Raw genomic sequence first — 15,380 nt, forward strand, 5'->3', positions numbered from 1 at the left:
CTTGAATAAAGTTCTTTTTTATTTGTAATTAAATTCCAGAGTGGCCCCTCATACCCAGAATCGTTTCCGTACCCCTAGAATAGAAGAAATATTAAAATAAGACCTTGATAAAATCATATTAATAGAAGAAGGAAAAATTGTAGCGGTTGATTCACCAAAAAGAATTTTACAAACAAACATGCTACAAAAAATAGGGTTAAGAGAACCTGTATATATTGAAGCATTAAAAAATATAAGAATGAATATTTTAGATGAAGAATTATATCCAATTGAAAGTTTAGATCATGAAAATGTGAATAAAGCGATTAAGCAATGGATGTTAAATTCTACCATGTTTAAAGAACAACAAAAAAAAGAAATCTTATGTGAAATAGAAAATATATCATTTTCATATTCGCAAAAAGATTTTACATTAAGGGATATAACACTCTCTATACAAAAGGGAGAAATTGTAGCATTATTAGGCCATAATGGTGCAGGTAAGTCTACATTTGCACATACATTAACGGGAATGAACAAAGCGAAGGAAGGGGGAATTGTACTTGATAATGAAAATATAAGTTCATGGTCTATTCGAAAGCGTGGAGAAGTGATCTCCTATGTCATGCAAAATCCTAATCACATGATTACACAATCTACTGTTTGGGATGAAGTTACTTTTTCATTAAAATTAAAGAAGACTTCTAGCGCAGAAATAAATAAACGCGTGGAAGATGCATTGCGAATTTGTGGATTATATCCATTCCGAAATTGGCCTATTCAAGCGTTAAGTTACGGACAAAAAAAGAGGCTTACCATTGCATCGGTTTTAACAAGGAATCCGAAGCTTATCATATTAGACGAGCCAACAGCAGGACAAGATTATTTTCATTATAAACAATTTATGTCTTGTATAAGCCTACTAGCGGCACAAGGAATATCATTCATCTTTATTACACATGATATGAATCTAGCTTTAGAATATGCAGACCGTGCAGTTGTCCTTCATAAAGGGAAAATACTTGCTAATGATACTGTTCCAAGCGTATTAGCAAATAGCGAAGTATTACAACAAGCTAATTTACAGGAGAGTTCGCTAACAACTTTAGCGAATTTGAGTAAAGTCCCTTTTCCAGACGTTTTTGTACAAATGTATATGGAGGCAAAAAGGAGAGGGGATTATGAATAAATCAGATTTATTTTATATAGATAATCATACATATTTTCATCGTATGGACGGCGCAATTAAATTGTTGTTATTTATAATTTGGATGACTCTTACGTTTATATTTTTTGATTTTCGTATTTTATTATGCTTGTTTTTCATTGGTTGTTTAGGATTAGTGATCGCTAAAATCCCTATAAAAAAAATTGTAATTATATTTAGTGTTATTTTCACATTTAGTATGCTAAATTCAATGATGATTTTATTGATTACACCAACTCATGGATCTGAGTTAACTGGTACAAGTACAGCATTCTTGCATATTGGATATGCTACGATTACATTTGAAACACTATTTTATGCTCTTACGCTCTCATTAAAGTATTTTACGTTATTACCATTTACACTTATTTTCATATACACGACACATCCAAGTGAGTTCGCTAGCAGCCTGCATGAAATTGGCTTACCATATAAGATTGCCTATGCAATAAACATTGCGCTTCGTTACATACCGAATATACAAGCGGAATACAAATTGATTAAGCACGCTCAAGAAGCAAGAGGTGTACCATTTGAAAGAGGAGAGACGAATTTTTGGGAACGTATTAAAAATCGGGTAATCATCTTTTGGCCACTTGTTATTCATTCTTTAGAGCGAATTGATACGGTTTCAAATGCAATGGACTTACGAGGATTCGGAAAAAAAGAGAAGCGAACATGGTATTTTACAACAAAAGCAAAACAAGAGGATTATCTAGGGCTCGTTATCGGTATTATAATTTTAGTACTGGCCATTTACCTAAAGTTCAATATTTTCAAAGGGTTTTGGTATCCATTGTAAGTTTTCTGGATGTTATTGGGATAAAATTTAGGAACTCAGGGGAATGTCTTTTTAAATTTATCCAAGACATGCTCAAAAATGACATAGAAACATACTGTATAATACGAACCTGTTAATAAACGATCAATTTCATTATCCATTAGTTTTATACTAAAAGGAGGAGAGAATATGAGTTTCGGTGGTTCTTGTGGTTTTGGTGGAAGTTTTGCTTTATTAGTTGTGTTATTTATTTTATTAATTATTGTTGGATGCAGCTGCTGGGGCTGAGGGTATTAAAAACATATAACTTTTTAATCATTCGTCACAGAATCATGTAATCAGAAAAACCATTAAAGATACTTTTTTAGTATCAATACGAGATTCAACATAAAAAAAGGAGCTGCTATGCTCCTTTTTTTATGTTGAAATTTCACCGAAATAATAAGGTTGATTTCCGGAAAATTCGTTTAATTTACATGATTTTTTAATATTGTAAATACTTGTGACTAAAAGACGAGTTTTTATTATTCACGATAGTTATTGGTTTTGATTACCTAGTCTCTTTTGACTGTTAGGCGTAATTTCATCGGAAAATTCTATATTTGCCAAATTTACTTTGGATGGAATAAATGTTTTTGTTGTATTTTGAACACCTTGGAACAAACGTTGAATAGGTTTCATCATATTTGAATTACGTGTTGCTACTACACTAAAAACTGTTCCTAATCCTAGTAAAGAAAACCAAATCCAGCTTCTATTGTTATTCCGTCTATTTCTAAATAATTTAAACATTTGCTGAGTTCTTCTTCCAGAATTGAATAGTGACATCAAGAAGTTAAGAGTATTCATTTTTTACCCCCTGTAAAGATAATTAGGAAAAAGAAACACTAAGTTCAATTTCACATGATTTATGTTGCAATATTTTATCGGAATTTATGCTAACATTTCTGGATTCTTTTTTCCTAAAAACCCTAAGTTTACTCATTACAAAGGGAAACATGTACAGATAAATAAGGATTTTAAATTCATTTACATAATGTTTATTTAATCAATGAGATGCAGTATATTGAAAAATGGGATTAAAAAGAATTATTGTAATTTTATGTGTGATTCATAAGGAAAATCCATTGTAATTTATTCTAAATAGTTGCCAGAATAGAAAAAAAGAAGTGCCACATAATAACAGAAATGAGTGAAAAGACACATCGTCAAGTGTACTGTAAGAGGTTATTTTATAGCATAACATTCAAAAAAGACCATCTGTTTTTCTGTCTAAATAAATGAAAAGATTAAAAGAAAAACTTGAGGAGCGACTAAATTCATTTTTTTAAACGAAAATCAGCTTCAACGTTATCAGGAACGTATAACAGAATAATATCGACAGCTTATAGCTAACAAATTATAAAGAAATTAATAACAAAAGGAAAATACTCATGTACTAAAATCAATTTTTAGTATGCATCATTTTTTAGAGCTACTGTTTTTTTGAAAAAGAGTTGGGAATAATTTTAGATTGTTGAGGTGATTACATACATGCCAATGTTGGATGTAGATGGTAGTAGTCTGTACTATATCGTTAAGGGAAAAGGGGTTCCTATTGTTTTTATTCATCCTCCTGTACTTACATGTGTGAATTTTGAGTATCAAATAGAGGGATTATCCCAAAATTTTAAGGTGATTGCTTTTGATATTAGAGGACACGGAAGGAGTCAGTATTCAAAACAACCGATAACCTATCCACTGATTGCTGAAGACATTAGATGTTTGTTGGATCATTTAGAGATTAAGAAAGCATTTGTATGTGGATATTCGACTGGAAGCTCTGTCGCATTAGAATTTTTATTGGCCTTTGCTGAAAGAGCGTTAGGAGGTATTCTAATCGGGGGAATGTCAGAAGTGAGGGATGGATATCTAAAGAATAAGATTTCACTTGGCGTGAAACTTGCGAAAGCGGGGGCAGTTTCATTTTTAGCATGGTCTATTTCATGGAGCAACTCAAATACACATAAATTGTTCAGAAAGATGTTTAAAGAGGCACGAAAAGGGAATGGCAAAAATATCTGGCAGTATTATTGTTATAGTTTGCATTATGATTGTACTAATCAGCTTAGAAATATTCAGCTTCCGGTTTTGTTGGTGTATGGTAAGAAAGATAAAGTATTTTATAGTCATGCCAAATTACTACATGAAAAATTGCCATGTAATGAATTAAAATTCATTGATAACGTAAAGCATCAAATTCCTACAAAAGCAGCGAGATGCCTAAATGAAATGATTCAGCAGTTTGCTTTTATTCATACTGAGATGAGACTTTTTCTTTACCCATAAAAAGTATATTTATTTTGAAGTTATATGCGTTTATTGTGCTAAATATTTAACGGGAAAGGAGCTATCAGGCTTCGTTTGATAATTAATATGTGAAAAGAGTAGTGAGCGCTCAAGTTATCCCTCCTAAATATTTCGAATTATTTTTGCGTACCGGTGATTGATGCGGATGGAGTCTTGCGAATGTAAAACCTAATGAGTAAATATACGAGAAGTGGTACAACTATGTTAGGTAATAAAAAATGGAGTAAAGAAGGAATACCTTCAAGTTAGCTATAGCCAGGACCTTTTATAGGAGGGTTCATATATAAATAATTTAAGCCAAGGTTTATGAAAAGCATATCTTATTTTGTATTAACTAGTAGTAATATTCCCGCTTTAAAAATCATCGAAAACAATGAAGTTAGGCGGGAGATGAAATGTTAGTAAATACCTGATTAGTGAAGGCTAATAATCAGTGGGGGATGGAGAAAAAACATTGATTAAAATTTCAATTTATGTAGTGAAAAACAAAAAGGAGCATAGGAAGCTCCTTTTAAATCAAAATGTTAGTGTTTTTTAGCAATCTCATTATTTTGTGGAAATGTGATCGTTAAAGTGGTTCCTTTATTAACAATACTATTTATATCTAAAGTACCATTCATCGTTTCAATGATTTTTACTGCAACCATCGTACCTAAACCTGTTCCTCTTGTTTTTGTACTAAAATAAGGTTCACCAAATCGATTGATTTGCTCTTGTGTCATCCCAATTCCACTATCTTTAATGACAATAGTAATTTTGTTTTCACAAGCAGATGATTTGATACTTAGTTTTCCGCCATTTGGCATCGCTTCAATACTGTTCTTTATTAAGTTTAAAAAGCATTGCTGAAAATGTTGTGTATTCCCAGTGATGGAACCTGTTACTAAATTCTCAGAAACATTTATAGAATTCATATTACATAATGGCATCATCATACTTATTATTCTTTTTAATTCTTGATCTATTACAATGTTATCAACTTTTTGTGATGCTGGCTTAGCAAATGTTAAGTAGTCATCAATGATAACCTGAGCGCGGTTTAGCTCTCCAAGAATATGTTCAATATATTGTTCTCGCGATTCTTGTGGTAAATCTGGAGTTTTAAGGAGTTGAGTAAAATCTTTTACTACGGTAAGAGGATTTCTTACTTCATGTGAAATACTCGCAGCAAGTTGACTCACAATCTCCATCTTCTCCATCTTTACTAATTTAGACCTCATAATAACGGCATCTCTTAAAACCTCATTTATATATACAACAAATAACATGACAATTGGAGGGAGTAGAATAAAATAAGTGATATATGAATTTGTAATTGGGAAATCTGACAGAACAACAGCGATAAAGGTTGTAAGTAAAGCAAGGAAAAAAGGTAAAGTCATTGACATGATAAGCTTCTTTCTTCTGTTTAATTGATTAAATTTAGAAGAAGAATAGGCAGTGAAAATAAGCATGGTAATATAAACAATAACTGTTAAAAAGTTAACACCATAAAAAACAAACCGAATCAATAACATGATAGATAATAAAGCGATCCCAACTGGTAAACCACCATAAAGTGTACCTATTAAAAAAGGGATCTGTCTTAAGTCGTGAACGCAGTTTTCGTCTATGTATATAGGGAATTTCATACATAAAATCAATGGTATACTAGTGCATATAATGATAAGAATCTTTTTATAGTTTTTAAAAAATATTTCATTATTATATATAAAATAAAAAACAAAGATGCTGCTTAAAATGTAAAGCAGATTATTTAATACGTTTTGGTTAATGTATACAAAATTCATCTAGCATGCCTCATTATTGTAGTTTTCAGTACTATAAGTATTATACCGGAAAAATACAACTTCTTCATGTTTTAATTATTGGAATGAGGACTGTGATTACTTTTGAATTGTTATTTGTTTCGAGCAAATTCCCATGCTAAGTGAAATTCTTCAACTGATGCATAACGTTGATTTCTATTTTTTTCTATCGTACGAGCTGCTACGTCATACAATTCTTTCCCTGCTTCCGATTTAGTGAAAGAACGATCGAGTTCCCCTCCTAAGAACGCAAAAGCGATTGCTCCCATATTAAATACATTTGTTTTCTCATCAATCACTGCATCAAGTTCGAATTCCTCAGGTGACATAAATCGTGATGATCCCCAAAGTCTTCCCATTGTATTGATATAAGGTTTCTTCTGATAGAAATCGATATCACAAATCTTTGTTGTCTTTGTTTCAAAGTCATACAAAATGCTTCCATCATAAAAATCTATTGCTACATAATTTTTTCTTTCAACATGAACATGGAAAGAAAAAATATGATCTAGTGAAATAAGACGTTCTTCAATTGATAATTGTTTATAGCGATAGAACGGAGAACTAGGATTACTATATTTCGCTAGTGGTGGAAATGACCAATGGGAATGAAGGCATTCTCCGGTAAACCAATTAAAGATTGCCACATAACCGTTTTCTACTTCATAATGATCAATTAATTCGATTAGATGATCGTGTTTTAATTCTTCATAAAGAAAAATAGCTTCTTTTAATCTAGTAACAGCGGCATCTGGATTTCCCGAATACTCCATTGTTTTTGCACCAGCATATTTAACAAATCTTTTCTGACCATCTATTTCAATACCAAAGCATATATTGCCAGAATCTTGTTGATCAAATACAGTAAACACTCTACCAAGCTTCACAAGCCATTCAAAATCTTGATATTCTTTTAATTTAAAAGTTACATCATCAAAGCTAAGTGTGACTGGAATTTCGTTCATTTTACACCTCTTATTTTATATAATGAGATTAAATATTAATAAATTCGAGGAGAGTAATAAAAATCCTGTTTTGATTAGTTAAAAAGAATTACTTTTAAAGCTATGTAATTATTATGAAAGGAGTAAAAGATGGATAAAGAAATAATCATTGAACCGTATAATTTAAATTGGCATACGGAATTTGTGAAGGAGAAAGAGAAATTTATCACATTGCTAAAAAAGGACATCTTAGCGATTGAACATATCGGAAGTACGTCAGTAGAAGGGTTAGATGCTAAACCTCTTATTGATATGATGATAGGTGTTAAAGATTTAAAATTAGTTGATCATTGGATAGAACCATTGCAAACAATAGGATATGGATATGTATTTCATAAACATTTTCCGCAGAGGCGTTTTTTTAGAAAAGGGAAATGGAGAGCAGGTACACATCATTTACACGTCTATACGCACGGTGGTCAAGATTGGAAAAACAATTTACTATTTCGTGATTTTATGAAAAATCATGAATGGGCACGTGTGGAATACAAACAATTAAAATACGAGCTTGCTATGAAGTATCCATTTAATCGAGTGGCGTATACTAATGCAAAAGAACCTTTTATTCAAAGGATCATTACACTGGCGAAAGAAAATCTATACATATAAAAATTACGGTGGGAAATTTGTTTTTTAGTTCACATAAAGTATTTCTCATCTTATTCTAATCTTTCTTTCATTCTTTTTTCTTTTTTGATTGCTACAATTTGGAATGTAGTGATGTTTTGAAATTGAAAGAGGGATGCAAAATGAAGAAAACGTTCGGAAGTCAAATTTTTAATTTGTTTATAAAGATCGCAGGAGCTTGTGTGATTGCATTTAGTGTTACAATGTTTATCGTAAACTTTATGCTAGGAGATCAAATAGGATTAAAAAGCGTAAATAAAAATCTTGGTTCTCTTGGTGAATATGGTGCGATTGCAGCTGCATCACTTTGGTTTTTACGTCATATTTGGCTGTTTTTACACAAAAATAAAATACCCGGATTCAAGTATATGAAAGAATTATATATGTTAGCAAAGAAATATCATATGTTTATCGGTTATGCTGTATTAGCTGTTGCAACAACACATGGAGTTTATTTTTTTATAAGGGAAAATCACCATATGATACAGATTTACAGCGGCATATTTGCTTTTGGTAGCTTAGTATTGCTAGGAGTTGTTGGAATTCTTTTGAATAAGGTTAAAGACAGAAAAAAATCGGTATTATATCGAAACATACATCAAATGATTGCGATTCTATTTGGATTAGGATTGATCATTCATTTAATAATATAGGAGGAATTAGGGTTGCATCATATATTAATAATTGAAGATGAAGAAAGTTTAGCTGAATTTTTAGAGTTAGAATTAAAATATGAAGGATATGCAGTAGAGGTACAATACGATGGGCGAAAAGGATTGGAAGCAGCCATAGAGAAGAACTATGATATTATACTTCTTGATTTGATGTTACCAGGACTCAATGGGATTGAAGTATGTCGTAGACTGCGTACGACGAAGAATACTCCCATCATTATGTTAACAGCGCGTGATAGTATTATGGATCGTGTTACAGGATTAGATAGCGGCGCTGATGATTACTTACCGAAGCCATTTGCAATTGAAGAACTCCTTGCACGAATACGTGTTATATTTAGACGCCAACAAAAAGAAGAAAGTAAGCCAACACTTTTGCTTGCTTTTAAAGATTTACAGTTACATGTAGAATCAAGAACGCTAAGAAAAAATGATGAAATCATTGAATTAACGAACAAAGAATTTGAGTTATTACTCATGTTTATGAAGAATATTAACCGCGTACTTACACGAAATATACTTTTAGAGCAAGTGTGGGGTTACGATGCGATTGTAGAAACAAATATTGTTGATGTATATGTTCGCTATTTACGAAACAAATTACATGGTGTAGATAAGGAGGAGTATATCCAGACTGTTAGAGGGGCTGGATATGTGATGAGATGATCAAAAATTTTGCACAGCGCATTCGAAACCTTCCGATAAAATGGAAACTAACTCTTTGGTCAACTACGTTATTATTTATCTTGTTCGCTTTATATAATGTTTTACAGTTTATTGTGATTAATCAATGGACAGTAGACTATGAAAAGAAACAAATGAACAGGCAAGTGAAAGAAATAGCAGCATATTTTACTGATAAAAAAGAAACACTTTCTAACCAAACGATTGAAAACAGTAAAGACTTTCTTAATAATATGAATGATAAACATCAGATTATTCGAATTTTAGATAAAGATGGACAACCAATTGTCTCGATTTCTCGTGATTTTAATCCGAGGTGGGCGCCTCCTAAATCGGTTACCCAACCTGAAGCTTATATAAAGAGGCATTTAGAAGATAGAATATTAATTGAACGTATGCCGATTCAAACAGCAACATTTATGGGAACAATTGAGGTTGGGAAAAATTTAGAAGCTTTCGATCATTTGTTGAAAATCATTTTCGTTGTAATGGTTGCAGCTGGTATCGGTGGACTTATACTTAGTTTTTTAGGTGGAACAATTATTGCTAAACAACTTTTATTAAGTGTTCAGAATATAACTGATACGATGAATCGAATTAAAACAAACGGGTTAAAAGAAAGAGTTCCTGTACGGGAAAATAATGATGAACTTGCAAAGCTAGGCATTCTATTTAATGAATTAATGGATGATGTAGAAAAGTCTTTTTTACAACAAAAACAGTTTGTTGAAGATGCATCACATGAACTTCGAACACCCCTTACAATTATTCAAGGCCATTTATCCATGTTAAACCGTTGGGGAAAGGATGATCCTGTTATTCTACAAAAGTCACTTCAATCTAGTTTAAAAGAAGTGGATAGATTGAATAAATTAGTCTCAGAATTATTAGAGTTATCCAGAGCAGAATCAGAGCAAATGCCCTCATTAGCAGTCGAGCCTGTACATGTAAATACTGTATTAAAACAAGTAATCCAAAACTTTGAAGTTCTTCAAACTGAATTCGAATTCGATATACAATTATATACCGAAGAGGCTTACGTGGCTATACCAACACCTTATTTAGAGCAAATAATGATTATCATACTAGATAACGCAATTAAATATACCAAAGCAAATGATAAATACATTTGTATTCAAACAAACATGCAAAGAGAAAATATTACTATACGTATTATAGATCATGGCGTCGGAATACCCGAATCAGATTTACCATATGTACTTAATCGTTTTTATAGGGTGGATAAAGCAAGGAGTCGTAAACAGGGTGGAAATGGCCTGGGGCTTTCCATCGCAAGACGGCTTGTAGAAAAATATCATGGAAACATTATATTAGAAAGTAAGGAGAAAGAAGGTACATCAGTTACAATTTCGTTTCCTTATGTTTTACATGAAAATGAGAAATAGATGAGAAAAGTTTCAAAGTATTTTCATATTACTGTTGTATACTGTGTAAACCAATAGAACTTGTACTTTCTTAAAGTACGAATGTAATGAAAATAAGGAGAGGGTAGATATGAACTACACAGTATTTCAATGGATTAATAATTTAGCGGGAACCTCAATCATTTCAGATAAGATCATGATTATGATTACGAATAGCGCGCCTTACATGGCGATTCTTTTTATGCTTATTTTATGGTTTAGTAATACTAAAAAAGAAATGGCGATTCAAAAACAATATACTGTTGTATATACTGTTCTTACAGTCGGAGTTTCATTGCTGTTAAATGTTTTCATTCATGCAGTATATTATCATGCGCGACCTTTTGTAACTTATCATGTTCATCAATTAGTGCCACATGCAGTAGATTCATCATTTGTAAGTGATCATTCTGTACTTGTATTTTCAATAGCATTTACGATGCTATTGAGAGGGGAAAGATTAAAATATATTGCATTAATTTGGGCCGTACTAGTTGGAGTTTCACGTATTTACGTTGGTGTCCATTATCCAGCAGATATAATTGGTGGAGCATTCCTGTCATTTATAACTTGCGGCATAGTAATGCAAAGTACGCGAAAATTAGAACCATTAACACAAATGGTATTTGTAATTTATGCATCCATTGCAAAACGAATTCCATTGTTATCGAAATATAACCATACACATTAATCATACAAGTTACTAGAAAAAGAACCTATTCGTAAATGATGGGTTCTTTTTCATGCATACAAACATTAATTTCACGCACTGTATTTAATTGGAAAACAAAAAATATTAGGGCTAGTTAGAAGATATATAGCATGTGTAACTTTTCGTAAAAATTTTTTCGAACGAAATGTACGACGCCTATTGAGCACGAAACAGTCATATGTTCTGTGAAAATTCCATTGCGAAATAAGAGATTCCAGCGAATATGTTAGTTAATAGGAACCTCTCACTTCAAAATGGGATCATTCAATGACCTGTATACTTCATCCATCCACTCTCTGATCGTTTTGCTTTAAATTTACCGTAAGATAAAAGTTTCATCGCTGAACGAGTAGCTGTGTGAAAAACTAAGATCTTCATCCATTCATCTTCCATTTCACTAGGATAAGGGGTGGACTCGTAAGCATAATAAGCTGCCATGATACAAGGAACTACTTGGTCTGGTTCAAATTCATATGCAGTTGCATCATCGATAATTAAATCAATGATGCGCTTGTTTCTTTCTTTAACGTCTTTCTGGATTAACTTTTTTACCGCTTCTGGTACTAACTTTAATATTTCATTTTTCATAACAGTCACCTCATTCTTTAGCATGTCCAAATCGCTTGGAGAAATATTGAAAACATTGTGTTAAATCGGATTGCGTAAGTTGAACGGGACTATACTCATGAAATTATCAGTATGAAATAGTTCCTTTTGTACAAAATAGGTACGAACGTTTATAAGAGGAGGGATCATTCATGACGAATCGGAATGATAATCGAAAACAAAAAAGCAAATATCCAAATAACCTAAAAAATGATACTGAATTCTCAAAAGATGTAAATATTAGAAGTGAAGTAACGAAAAAAGATTTAAAAAAGTAGTGTTTTGATTTGGAATATAATTGAGAGTAATTATAAAAATCGGCGCAGTATTTAATTAGTTTTAAACATAGAAAAAAGAAAAGATGTGTAAGCTTAGATAAGCTTACACATCTTTTCTTTTTTGGATACATTTACTCACAATGGTTTCTTCATTCAAATTTTACATAGCTGCTATTCCAAATTTCAATTACCGTATTTTTTCTAATAAAACTAAAACAAGCCACAACAATATAATAATTAGCCATCACCAACGAATTAGAAATAACTTGTATATTACAAGTAATCCCAATTCAAAAAGAAGATGCATGAAAAAATTGTAGAATGGAACTATATTTCATAAAGGATTTATAAAATAGTATTAATCAGAAAAAAGAATGGGGCATTTTATCATGAACCTAACACCAGAACAAAGGATTCAATTACATGGTTTTAATAACCTCACAAAATCATTAAGTTTTAACATGTATGATATTTGCTATACAAGAACAAAAGAAGAACGAGAAGCTTATATAGAATACATAGATGAACAATATAATGCAGACAGATTAACTAAGATTTTGAAAAATGTCTCGGACATTATAGGTGCGCATGTACTGAATATTGCTAAACAAGACTATGTACCACAAGGGGCGAGCGTAACTATATTAGTATCAGAAGGTCCCGTGGTAGAAGTGCCGACAGAATCATTCACTGAATCACCTGGACCTCTTCCTGATTCAGTTGTTATGCAGTTAGATAAAAGTCATATAACGGTTCATACGTATCCTGAATATCATCCAGATGAAGGTATTAGCACTTTTAGAGCGGATATTGATGTAGCTACATGCGGTGAAATCTCACCTCTTAAGGCTTTAAATTACCTTATCCACTCATTTGATACAGATATTATGACAATTGATTACCGCGTTCGGGGATTTACAAGAGATATAACAGGTAACAAGTTATTTATTGACCATGAAATAAGTTCTATCCAAAATTACATTCCAAATAATGTGAAAAATCTCTATGATATGATTGATGTCAATGTTTATCAAGAGCATATCTTTCATACAAAATGTAAACTAAAAGAATTTGACTTAAACAACTATCTATTTGGATATACACAAGAAAAATTATCCGTAAAAGAACAAGAGGAAATTACAAAAAAATTAAAAACGGAAATGGATGAAATATTTTACGGAAAAAACATGAGTCATGGATCAATGGGAGAAAGTTTTGAATGATACCTCTTTTTAGGGAAATACAAATAACTCCTATGTCACCTTAGCAATAAAGTAAACAAGCTGGACATCCTTAGTGTGTGAAAATCCAGCTTGTTTACCTTTTTATTTTGCTTAATGTGTGAAATTTGTATTTTGTTGTTGGTATCCCTAATTCTAGAGGGATAAATACTCAAGCAAGCAATTTCACGCACTGTATTTGTATAATAAATAAATCAAATAAACAAATTAGCATAAACATCTAGTTTGTATGAATACCACTGGTTTATCCCGCTATCTGTGGGCAGTAATACTCCCACCTCAAAATTCGGCGAAAGCATTGTCCAGCTCTAGCGGCTAGAATCTCCGGTCGTTTCGCCCTGCGATTCTGAGCGAGCCGCTTGCGCTTTTCTAAAGAAATTAGGTGGGAGATAAACTGCCCGTAAAAGCCCGATTCGTTCAACTAATAATCAGTGGGGGATGAAGAAAACCCCACTGATTAAAGTTTCACTTTATGGGAAAGAGACAGGATTGCTGTTATAGATCGCAAAGTAGAAACACAGAGATTTGGCATCCCTGTGTTTCTTGAAGTTTCCTTTGATTACTCGATAAAGAGAACCCTGGGATATACCGGTTACTTATACAATTTTTTGTGGATATTTCTTGAAACAGTTTTATCTCTCAACGAAAGAATGCTACAGCCTTCTCCTTAGGAACGTTTCCATAATATCATTCTTGAATTTTTCATAATCAAACTGAAAAGCTACATTATGCGTTTTATAACCTGGATTAGTCACAAAACGAAAGTCTGCAATGCTTTGACCGAATCCTTCCCCTTGATCGGGAATTACTTTGATGGGTACTCTTGAAAGACCAACAGCCTCTTGATTCAGCAAATACCACACTGTTACAAAATCATGCATAGGGCTTCCTCCTATACCGGGATTCGACTTGGAGTAGAAATTATAATAGTAGTCTAACATAGGCTTGATGATGAGTCCTGCAATATCCTGTGTCTCCCGATGAAATGCATCGATTTGTTGGACCATTTCGGGTGTAACAACCGCATGTTGAGTTACATTTAACGGAATAATTGTCAAGTTCTTCGCATGCTGCAGAATTAAGTTTGCTGCATAAGGATCCGCATAAAAGTTAGCTTCAGCCACCGCAGTCACGTTTCCTGGATAAAAAAAAGCTCCACCCATGCAAATGTATTCTCTTACATTCCGCATTGTTTCTAAATTTAAAACAAAGGTCGTAGCTAACGAAGAAAGTCTTCCCAAATTGATAATTGTAAGATCATCTAAATTTGAATTTATAATTTGGTAAATATCATTTAAGGGATAAACTGGATAAGAAATTTTAGGTGGAATGATAGGTCCTAACCCGACTTTTCCATGTACCTCAGGAAAATACTGAACCAATATACCCGTTAACGGTACAGAAGCACCAAGGAATACAAGTATCTCTTTTTTTCCCGCAATGTACTTCAAATAGTTAATATTTCTTATGGCATTCTCTCTTGATACATTTCCATAATCGGCTACAATCCCTAAAATTTGAATATCTTTACGAAAAAAGGTGTACAGGATGGCAAATGCATCGTCAATTCCCAAATCTGTAAACAGGAGAACCTTTTTTGGCATGTGTATTCCTCCAAAAGTTATAGAGTTCTATTTTCACTAAGGATGTAGTGAGTAGGCTTGTACATATATATTTTATGTATTCCTATAGAGTGAATTCTATTCATATGTAGTTAAAATAGAACATCATTAGGAAACTTACGGTGTTAAGGTGAGTGTATTATGCTCAACTTTTGTAGATACACCAATAATTGTAAAATATTTTTATAAAAGTAGATGAATTCTTGGAGTGGTTGACGCTTTTATTAAAAATAGTAGAAACATTCTAGCTTAACATTAATTTTGTTGTTGAAATTCTGAATATTAAAATGTAATATAAAAAAAGCGTGTTTAACAATGTACTTATTTTAGGTAAGAAAATGTATTTACAATAAAGGTGTGTGTAAGTAATAAGGAGGAAGGGAT

General features: G+C 32.2%; 15 protein-coding genes and 1 pseudogene. 11 read left to right on the forward strand and 5 right to left on the reverse strand.

What is annotated here, in order from left to right:
• Positions 1 to 76: 76 nt before the first annotated feature.
• The 3 genes and pseudogenes from JDS96_RS11375 to JDS96_RS11385 all read left to right on the forward strand — a co-directional run.
• Positions 77 to 1,168: pseudogene (locus JDS96_RS11375) on the forward strand (ATP-binding cassette domain-containing protein); the annotation flags it as partial.
• The gene (locus JDS96_RS11380) at positions 1,161 to 1,988 is read left to right on the forward strand and encodes an energy-coupling factor transporter transmembrane component T family protein (protein WP_199666817.1); all 828 of its coding nucleotides are present in this window, start codon (positions 1,161 to 1,163) and stop codon (positions 1,986 to 1,988) included. The pseudogene JDS96_RS11375 and the gene JDS96_RS11380, both read left to right, overlap by 8 nt.
• Positions 1,989 to 2,156: 168 nt before the next feature.
• Complete coding sequence (locus JDS96_RS11385) at positions 2,157 to 2,255, forward strand: YjcZ family sporulation protein (RefSeq protein WP_018765986.1); 99 nt, start codon at positions 2,157 to 2,159, stop codon at positions 2,253 to 2,255.
• A gap of 249 nt (positions 2,256 to 2,504) precedes the next feature.
• Here JDS96_RS11385 and JDS96_RS11390 read toward each other — a convergent pair whose 3' ends face one another.
• A complete protein-coding gene (locus JDS96_RS11390; protein WP_040119585.1) occupies positions 2,505 to 2,816 on the reverse strand; it encodes a hypothetical protein in 312 nt (103 codons plus the stop codon).
• Between the two features lie 684 nt (positions 2,817 to 3,500).
• On the opposite strand from JDS96_RS11390, the gene JDS96_RS11395 reads away from it, so the two are divergent.
• Positions 3,501 to 4,295, forward strand: a complete 795-nt coding sequence (locus JDS96_RS11395; RefSeq protein ID WP_199666818.1) for an alpha/beta fold hydrolase — start codon at positions 3,501 to 3,503, stop codon at positions 4,293 to 4,295.
• 545 nt (positions 4,296 to 4,840) lie between these two features.
• Here JDS96_RS11395 and JDS96_RS11400 read toward each other — a convergent pair.
• The gene (locus JDS96_RS11400) at positions 4,841 to 6,106 is read right to left on the reverse strand and encodes a sensor histidine kinase (RefSeq protein ID WP_199666823.1); all 1,266 of its coding nucleotides are present in this window, start codon (positions 6,104 to 6,106) and stop codon (positions 4,841 to 4,843) included.
• Between the two features lie 110 nt (positions 6,107 to 6,216).
• Positions 6,217 to 7,089, reverse strand: coding sequence for a serine/threonine protein kinase (locus tag JDS96_RS11405; RefSeq protein WP_199666824.1), 873 nt, complete (start codon positions 7,087 to 7,089; stop codon positions 6,217 to 6,219).
• A 129-nt stretch (positions 7,090 to 7,218) separates the two neighbouring features.
• On the opposite strand from JDS96_RS11405, the gene JDS96_RS11410 reads away from it, so the two are divergent.
• The 5 genes from JDS96_RS11410 to JDS96_RS11430 all read left to right on the forward strand — a co-directional run bounded on the left by JDS96_RS11410 (position 7,219) and on the right by JDS96_RS11430 (position 11,228).
• A complete protein-coding gene (locus JDS96_RS11410; RefSeq protein WP_199666825.1) occupies positions 7,219 to 7,737 on the forward strand; it encodes a GrpB family protein in 519 nt (172 codons plus the stop codon).
• Between the two features lie 140 nt (positions 7,738 to 7,877).
• On the forward strand, positions 7,878 to 8,408 hold the full coding sequence (locus tag JDS96_RS11415; RefSeq protein ID WP_199666826.1) for a hypothetical protein: 531 nt from the start codon (positions 7,878 to 7,880) through the stop codon (positions 8,406 to 8,408).
• Positions 8,409 to 8,420: 12 nt separating this feature from the next.
• Entirely contained in the window at positions 8,421 to 9,095 is a 675-nt protein-coding gene (locus JDS96_RS11420; protein ID WP_199666827.1) for a response regulator transcription factor, read from the forward strand.
• On the forward strand, positions 9,092 to 10,519 hold the full coding sequence (locus tag JDS96_RS11425) for a HAMP domain-containing sensor histidine kinase (RefSeq protein ID WP_199666828.1): 1,428 nt from the start codon (positions 9,092 to 9,094) through the stop codon (positions 10,517 to 10,519). Before JDS96_RS11420 ends, JDS96_RS11425 begins: the two co-directional genes overlap by 4 nt.
• Before the next feature lie 109 nt (positions 10,520 to 10,628).
• Positions 10,629 to 11,228 carry an undecaprenyl-diphosphatase gene (locus tag JDS96_RS11430; RefSeq protein WP_018765976.1) on the forward strand — a complete coding sequence of 200 codons (600 nt, stop codon included), beginning with the start codon at positions 10,629 to 10,631 and terminating at the stop codon, positions 11,226 to 11,228.
• Positions 11,229 to 11,513: 285 nt separating this feature from the next.
• Here the strand turns inward: JDS96_RS11430 and JDS96_RS11435 are convergent, their stop codons facing one another.
• On the reverse strand, positions 11,514 to 11,837 hold the full coding sequence (locus JDS96_RS11435; protein ID WP_018765975.1) for a hypothetical protein: 324 nt from the start codon (positions 11,835 to 11,837) through the stop codon (positions 11,514 to 11,516).
• Positions 11,838 to 12,007: 170 nt separating this feature from the next.
• On the opposite strand from JDS96_RS11435, the gene JDS96_RS32795 reads away from it, so the two are divergent.
• Together JDS96_RS32795 and speD are read left to right on the forward strand one after the other, a co-directional pair.
• Positions 12,008 to 12,133, forward strand: coding sequence for a hypothetical protein (locus JDS96_RS32795; protein WP_006094941.1), 126 nt, complete (start codon positions 12,008 to 12,010; stop codon positions 12,131 to 12,133).
• A 389-nt stretch (positions 12,134 to 12,522) separates the two neighbouring features.
• Complete coding sequence (gene speD / locus JDS96_RS11440) at positions 12,523 to 13,356, forward strand: adenosylmethionine decarboxylase (protein WP_033797625.1); 834 nt, start codon at positions 12,523 to 12,525, stop codon at positions 13,354 to 13,356.
• Positions 13,357 to 14,027: 671 nt separating this feature from the next.
• Here the strand turns inward: speD and JDS96_RS11445 are convergent.
• Entirely contained in the window at positions 14,028 to 14,978 is a 951-nt protein-coding gene (locus tag JDS96_RS11445) for a nucleoside hydrolase (protein WP_199666829.1), read from the reverse strand.
• Positions 14,979 to 15,380: the final 402 nt, after the last annotated feature.

Source organism: Bacillus cereus group sp. N21 (assembly GCF_016483395.1).
Classification (GTDB): Bacteria; Bacillota; Bacilli; order Bacillales; family Bacillaceae_G; genus Bacillus_A; species Bacillus_A pseudomycoides.